The organism is Mitsuokella apri, assembly GCF_051886055.1.
GTDB lineage: Bacteria > Bacillota > Negativicutes > Selenomonadales > Selenomonadaceae > Mitsuokella.
Map to the genome: position 1 here is coordinate 1 of NZ_JBJEXT010000057.1, position 5672 is coordinate 5672.

Consider the following 5672-nt stretch of genomic DNA (forward strand, 5'->3'; position numbering starts at 1 on the left):
TTGCCGGCATACGTATGGCTGTGCAGGAAAGCGCGGCCTTGCCCGTAGTCGGCGTAAAACGCATCGTAGATTTCTTCGCTGACGCAGGTGACGGACATCGGCAGATAGCCGCCTGTCAGGCCTTTTGAAAGACAGAGAATGTCCGGACTGACGTCAGCCTGCTCACAGGCGAACATCGTGCCCGTGCGGCCAAAGCCCGTGGCAATCTCGTCAAAAATCAATTTGACATCATGGGCATCACAGAGACGGCGAAGCTTTTTCAGGTAGAGCGGAGGATAAATGCGCATGCCGGCACTGCCCTGCAGCAGCGGCTCGACAATCATCGCTGCCGTTTCTTCAGCATGGGCGGCAAAGGCTTTTTCGGCATGGATGAAGCATTCGCATTGACAGGATTCACGCGTCTTTCCGTATGGACAGCGGTAACAGTCGGGGGCTTTGATATGGATATTGTCCATCATCATGGGCTGGTAGAGTTTGGCATAAAGGTCCATGCTGCCGACCGAAAGGGCCCCAATCGTTTCGCCGTGATAGCCGTCTGAGAGGCACATGAAGCGTTTTTTCTCAGGCTTGCCGCCCTGCTGATAGAATTGGAAGCACATCTTCAGGGCACATTCGACAGAAGCAGATCCGTTGTCGTTGAAATGAAATTTCCTGTTTTTGGCCGGCGTGATTTCCTTGAGTACTTCCGCGAGTTCAATGGCCGGTTTATGGCTGAAATTCGCGAAGATGACATGTTCAAGACGGTCGAGCTGCTCCTTGATAGCCTCATTGATTTCTTTGTTGCAGTGGCCGAACAGATTGGCCCACCAGGAGCTCACGATGTCGAGATATTTTTTGCCGTGAATATCGTAAAGCCAGATTCCCTTGGCATGGTCAACGATGATGGGCGGCAGTGTTTCGTAGTCTTTCATTTGGGAGCAGGGATGCCATATGAGGTCAAGGTCGCGCTGCTCGTAAGATTTACAGGTATGCATCGATCGTTCCTTTTCGTCAGGTGTAGAGATATTTCAGTACGTCGGCGTCTATATCTAAGCTGCTGTCACCATCTTTTACAAAAGCGAGGATAGCGACACCGGTCATTTCGGCAATCATCCTGGCGTTGTCGTCCTGCATGATGTCCCCCGGAATATAGTGGTTGAAGATAATGCCGCGAATCGGGATATGACGGGCGTTTAGGTGCTCAATCGTCAGCACAGTGCTGTTGATGGTGCCAAGGCCGGCGTCGGCGACGATGAGTACACCGAGATTGAGTCTCTTTACGAGGTCGTCGAGCCCCATGTGCATCGTATCGTCCCAGCGCAGCGGGCAGATGATGCCGCCGCTGCCTTCCATGGTCAGGTAGTCGTATGTTTCTTTCGCCCGCGTAAAGTCGTTTTCGACGCGGTCAAAGTCAATAGGCTGCCGATTGATTTTAGCTGCGAGGTGAGGGGAGACGGCTTCTTTATATACGTAGGAAACGAGATTTTCCTGACGTTCGCCAATCTTAGCGATGCGGTTGACGTAAAGGGCATCGCCGGCCTGCAGGCTGTTCGTATCATCCGGGACGGCGCCGGAAAGAGCCGCTTTGTAATAGCCGGTGCTGAGTCCTGCGTCACGCAGTTTCTTGACAATCAGGGCGGTCACATAGGTTTTGCCGACATCGGTACCCGTGCCTGTGATAAAAAGTGTTTTGCCCATAATCAGTCAGCCTCCTTGATAGCAGATGCTGCAGCTGTCGATGCCTGCGCTGCGTTGAGCCAGAGTCCTGCGCGGTAACAGCGCAGACCGAGACCGGCCGCGGCCATGCAGAGCAGGAAATCCGGGCCTGCCTGCAGGATGCCGCAGTAAAAAATCGCGGCCCAGAGGGCAATCGGCGCGTCGATGACGTAATTTGAGACGAGATAAAACCAGCTGATGCCGATGAGGTAGACAATGACCATGCCGCCGAAATTCACGGCCAGCAGGCTGCGGAAAGAGATATGTTTTAAGCTGTGGGCAAATTTACCGCAGAACCACGCCTGCAGGATAAAACCGAGGAGATAGCCGAACGTCGGCTGCAGCAGGTAGGCAGGGCCGCCGCCCGAGGCAAAGACCGGCACGCCGAGAAGTCCCAAAAGGACGTAAGCCCCGACGGCGATGGCGCCAAGGCGCGCGCCGAGCATGAGCCCTGCGAGCAGCGTGAACAGGAACTGCAAAGTATAGACATCCGTGCCCACGGGAATGCGGATGAAGGTACCAATGGTAATCAAGGCAATGAAGAGGGCGCAGAGCACCAATTCGCGAAGCGGTAGTCTTTTCATGAATAAATCCTCCTGATACTATGATATTCATGGTTAATAGGATACCCCTTTACTGGTTTACTGTCAACTTTAAATAAATATATAGTTAACAATAGGGGCAAAAAAAGGGTATACGGCCCCTTTCCCCATAGAATGGTGCAACATTCATTTATGCGGCTTGTCTCATCTTTTGCTTTTTGTTGTAGTATGTATACAGGTTGTGCCCTATCGAAACCAAGAAAATCTCTGTGCGGACGGCAATACTGCCTCTCCGCACTATTTTCCTGTACCAACGGTCCGTCTTCAGGATGCCAAACGTCCCTTTTGCTTGAATCGAACGGTTCATCCGTAGCAGCGCGCCCTGGATGCTGTTCAGGTTTTCCACGACTTCTTGGTGCATGGCAGTCAGTTCTCGGTTCATCCGGACGGTTCCGTTCCCGTCTGTCCGCTTGCAGTCTGGTGCATAGGGACAGCCAGTACAGTCCTCGCATTGGTAGACTTCTTCCTGGCGGCCCAAATGGGGTCCTCTTACATGCTGGCGATAGAAGAAACGGAATGCCCGTTCATTGGGGCAACGCAGCGTGCCAGTCTCATCAATATGGAAGTTCACGGCTCGGTAGGGATTGTACTCTTTCAGCTTGTTTGTATATTCCTGGAGTCGCTCGTAATGCCGCTGCTGCGGGCTCTTGTGGTGCCCACGTCCATGGACGAAATCTGCTTCATCGAGCTTCCAGAAGGCCGTGTACTGCTTTAGCACCTCGGTCAGATATTCTGGGACATACTCTGTGTTCGTAGGGATGGCAATGCCGCTAGGAACCAGCTCTACATTGATTTCCTTGAATAACGCGGTTATCTTTGCGGAGAAACGGTACCGGGATTTCTCCGTCGCCTTCTTCCACACCCATTGATATTTATTCGCATTTGCTTCGAATTTTGAACCGTCAATGTATAGGTGGTTGAGATCGACATGCTCTTCTGCAAATATCTTACGGTTAAGGTCGCAGAACAATTCTTCCACGGATGGCTGGAGTACATCGTAAATGAAATAGCCAAAAGAATGATACGTGGGAATGTTTTCCATAGTGGGATATAGAGAATTTTACTACAAAAAGTGCCGCATGCTCAATGAGCATGCGGCACTTTGCTTTTTAGAGGCCTGTTATTTCACAGCCCCTTTTATTTGGCTTATTCATTGTAATGTGTAGGCTGGCCTGTTGATGGTGATCAGGGATTTTCTAAGTCACCGTCGTGGTAGAGGAAGTCAAGGTAGGGGATGGCGGCGAGATATTCCGTTCTGGCGGGGATCCAGCTGTCGGTGTAGAGGATATCGGCCTCTTCGAGGACTTTGCGCTGTGGGTCGTAGCGGACGGCGAAACTCGGGAAGAGCAAGTTGGCGAGGCCGTCCTCGGTATCGGCCAGCGAGCAGTAGAGCATGCCATCGATGCGCTTCATGTTGAGCTTATCGGTGTAGAGCGGCGGGTCGAGCAGAGGGATTGGGCCCCAGCCCGGCTGCTTGAGATGAGCGTACTCGGGCAGCTGCAGCTGCTTGCAGACCAGGCGGCGATAGTAGTCGTCAGTGGAATAGGTAGCAATCGGCAGCATGGTCGTGCGCGCGTTTTTGAACTTCAACTCGACGGTCTGGAACGGTTTCTCGGTGATCTTTGTGATCTTGTAGATGCGTTCGGTATTATCCGGATAGGAGAGCTCGACGTGGAACGCATAGAGCTGATCATCGTCCACGGCTCTTGTGAACCGGTTGTAGCGGATCAGGCCCGTCGCCTTGTCGTAGCTCACGCTGTCGACATCGTAGCCTACGTCACAGACCTTCTTGAGCAGGGAGCTGTTTTGGGCAAATTTCTGGAAGTAAGCCGTGCCGTATGGCAGCTCGCCTGTCTTGCCCTGGCTGTGCTTGAGGCCTTCGATGACGGCCTTGAGCTCCCTGTTTTCGCCCTCGATGTTGATCTGCTGGATGGCCTGGTTGAGGTCGACCTGGTCGAGCTGAATGTAGGCTGTCAGATGGCAGGTGACGAGCGTGTAGCCGTCGTTTGTCTTGCTCATTGCATACGACTCGTTCTGGACGGCGAGGATGTTGCCAGAGATGGATTGAATCTCATCTTCAGTAAGAACCTGATTGTGTGTCTTGGAATAACTCTGGACAAAGACGCCGGCCTTCTCGGTTGCCAGGCGCAGGGCGTCCTTGTGCGCTTCTTCGCGGGCCTTCTTGAGCCCCGCCTCCGAGATGTCATCCGTCAGATAGCTGCCCGTCACCTCAACAGTCTCGATATGGGCATTGCCGTGCCATTCGGCATAGGCAGGCGCTGCTGCTACGAGCACGGGCACCATGGCCAGTGCTCCGAATTTCTGAAAAACCATACAATCGCCTCATTTCTCATCGCGCAGGTTACGGCATGTGTTGCCGCAGTACACTCATATATTCTACTCCCTATTGTAGCGCAAATGGGGGCAATGGTAAAAGACTTATTCGAATTTTGCGTATCGCTCAGCTCTGGCTCATGGCGACAAAAATCCCGGCGCATAAAAGAGCCCCGGCCTGCTGGACCGGGGCTCTTTTATGCGCGTGAAATATCAGTGATGGAACAGGCGAATGTGCGTCATGGCCATCGTCATGTTGTATTTATCGGCCGTCTCGATGACATTGTCATCGCGGATGGAGCCGCCCGTCTGGGCAACGTAGGTTACGCCGCTCTTGTGGGCGCGCTCGATATTGTCGCCGAACGGGAAGAAGGCATCCGAGCCAAGGGAGACGCCCGTCTCTTTCTTGAGCCAGGCTTTCTTTTCTTCGCGCGTGAAGACCGGCGGTTTTTCCGTGAAGACGCGTTTCCAGTCATCGGTCTCGAGCAGGTCTTCCCATTCTTCGCCGATGTAGACGTCGATGGCGTTGTCGCGGTCCGGACGGCGCACTTCCGGTTTGAACGGGAGGTTCAGGACCTGCGGGCTCTGGCGCAGGAACCAGTTGTCGGCTTTCGTGCCGGCGAGGCGCGTGCAGTGAACGCGGCTTTGCTGACCGGCGCCGATGCCGATGGCCTGGCCGTCCTTCGTGTAGCAGACGGAGTTGGACTGCGTGTACTTGAGCGTAATCAGGGCAATCAGCAGGTCGCGCTTCGCGCTTTCGGGCAGGTCGTGGTTCTTCGTCGCAATATCCTTGAGGCAGTCTTCCGTAATCTTGACATCGTTGCGCTTCTGTTCAAACGTGACGCCGAAGACCTGTTTGCGTTCAAATTCTTCCGGCTCATACGAAGGGTCCATCTGCAGAATCAGGTATGTGCCCTTGCGTTTTGATTTGAGGATTTCGAGAGCCTCCGGCGAATACGACGGAGCGATGATGCCGTCGGAAACTTCGCGTTTGAGGAACGAAGCCGTCTGGGCATCGCATTCATCGGACAGGGCGACGAA

General features: G+C 53.6%; 6 protein-coding genes. All 6 read right to left on the reverse strand.

Annotated features, from left to right (window positions below; genetic code table 11):
- Nucleotides 1-974 (reverse strand): adenosylmethionine--8-amino-7-oxononanoate transaminase (gene bioA / locus ACI4OH_RS08450; RefSeq protein WP_439784586.1); only part of this gene is annotated, 974 nt, incomplete at its 3' end.
- A 16-nt stretch (nucleotides 975-990) separates the two neighbouring features.
- Entirely contained in the window at nucleotides 991-1677 is a 687-nt protein-coding gene (gene bioD / locus ACI4OH_RS08455; protein WP_439784587.1) for a dethiobiotin synthase, read from the reverse strand.
- 2 nt (nucleotides 1678-1679) lie between these two features.
- The gene (locus ACI4OH_RS08460; RefSeq protein WP_439784588.1) at nucleotides 1680-2279 is read right to left on the reverse strand and encodes a biotin transporter BioY; all 600 of its coding nucleotides are present in this window, start codon (nucleotides 2277-2279) and stop codon (nucleotides 1680-1682) included.
- A 148-nt stretch (nucleotides 2280-2427) separates the two neighbouring features.
- Complete coding sequence (locus ACI4OH_RS08465; protein ID WP_439784589.1) at nucleotides 2428-3276, reverse strand: transposase; 849 nt, start codon at nucleotides 3274-3276, stop codon at nucleotides 2428-2430.
- Between the two features lie 206 nt (nucleotides 3277-3482).
- Entirely contained in the window at nucleotides 3483-4631 is a 1149-nt protein-coding gene (locus ACI4OH_RS08470; protein WP_439784590.1) for a hypothetical protein, read from the reverse strand.
- Between the two features lie 213 nt (nucleotides 4632-4844).
- On the reverse strand, nucleotides 4845-5672 hold an 828-nt coding region (locus ACI4OH_RS08475; protein WP_439784591.1), incomplete at its 5' end, for a phosphoribosylaminoimidazolecarboxamide formyltransferase.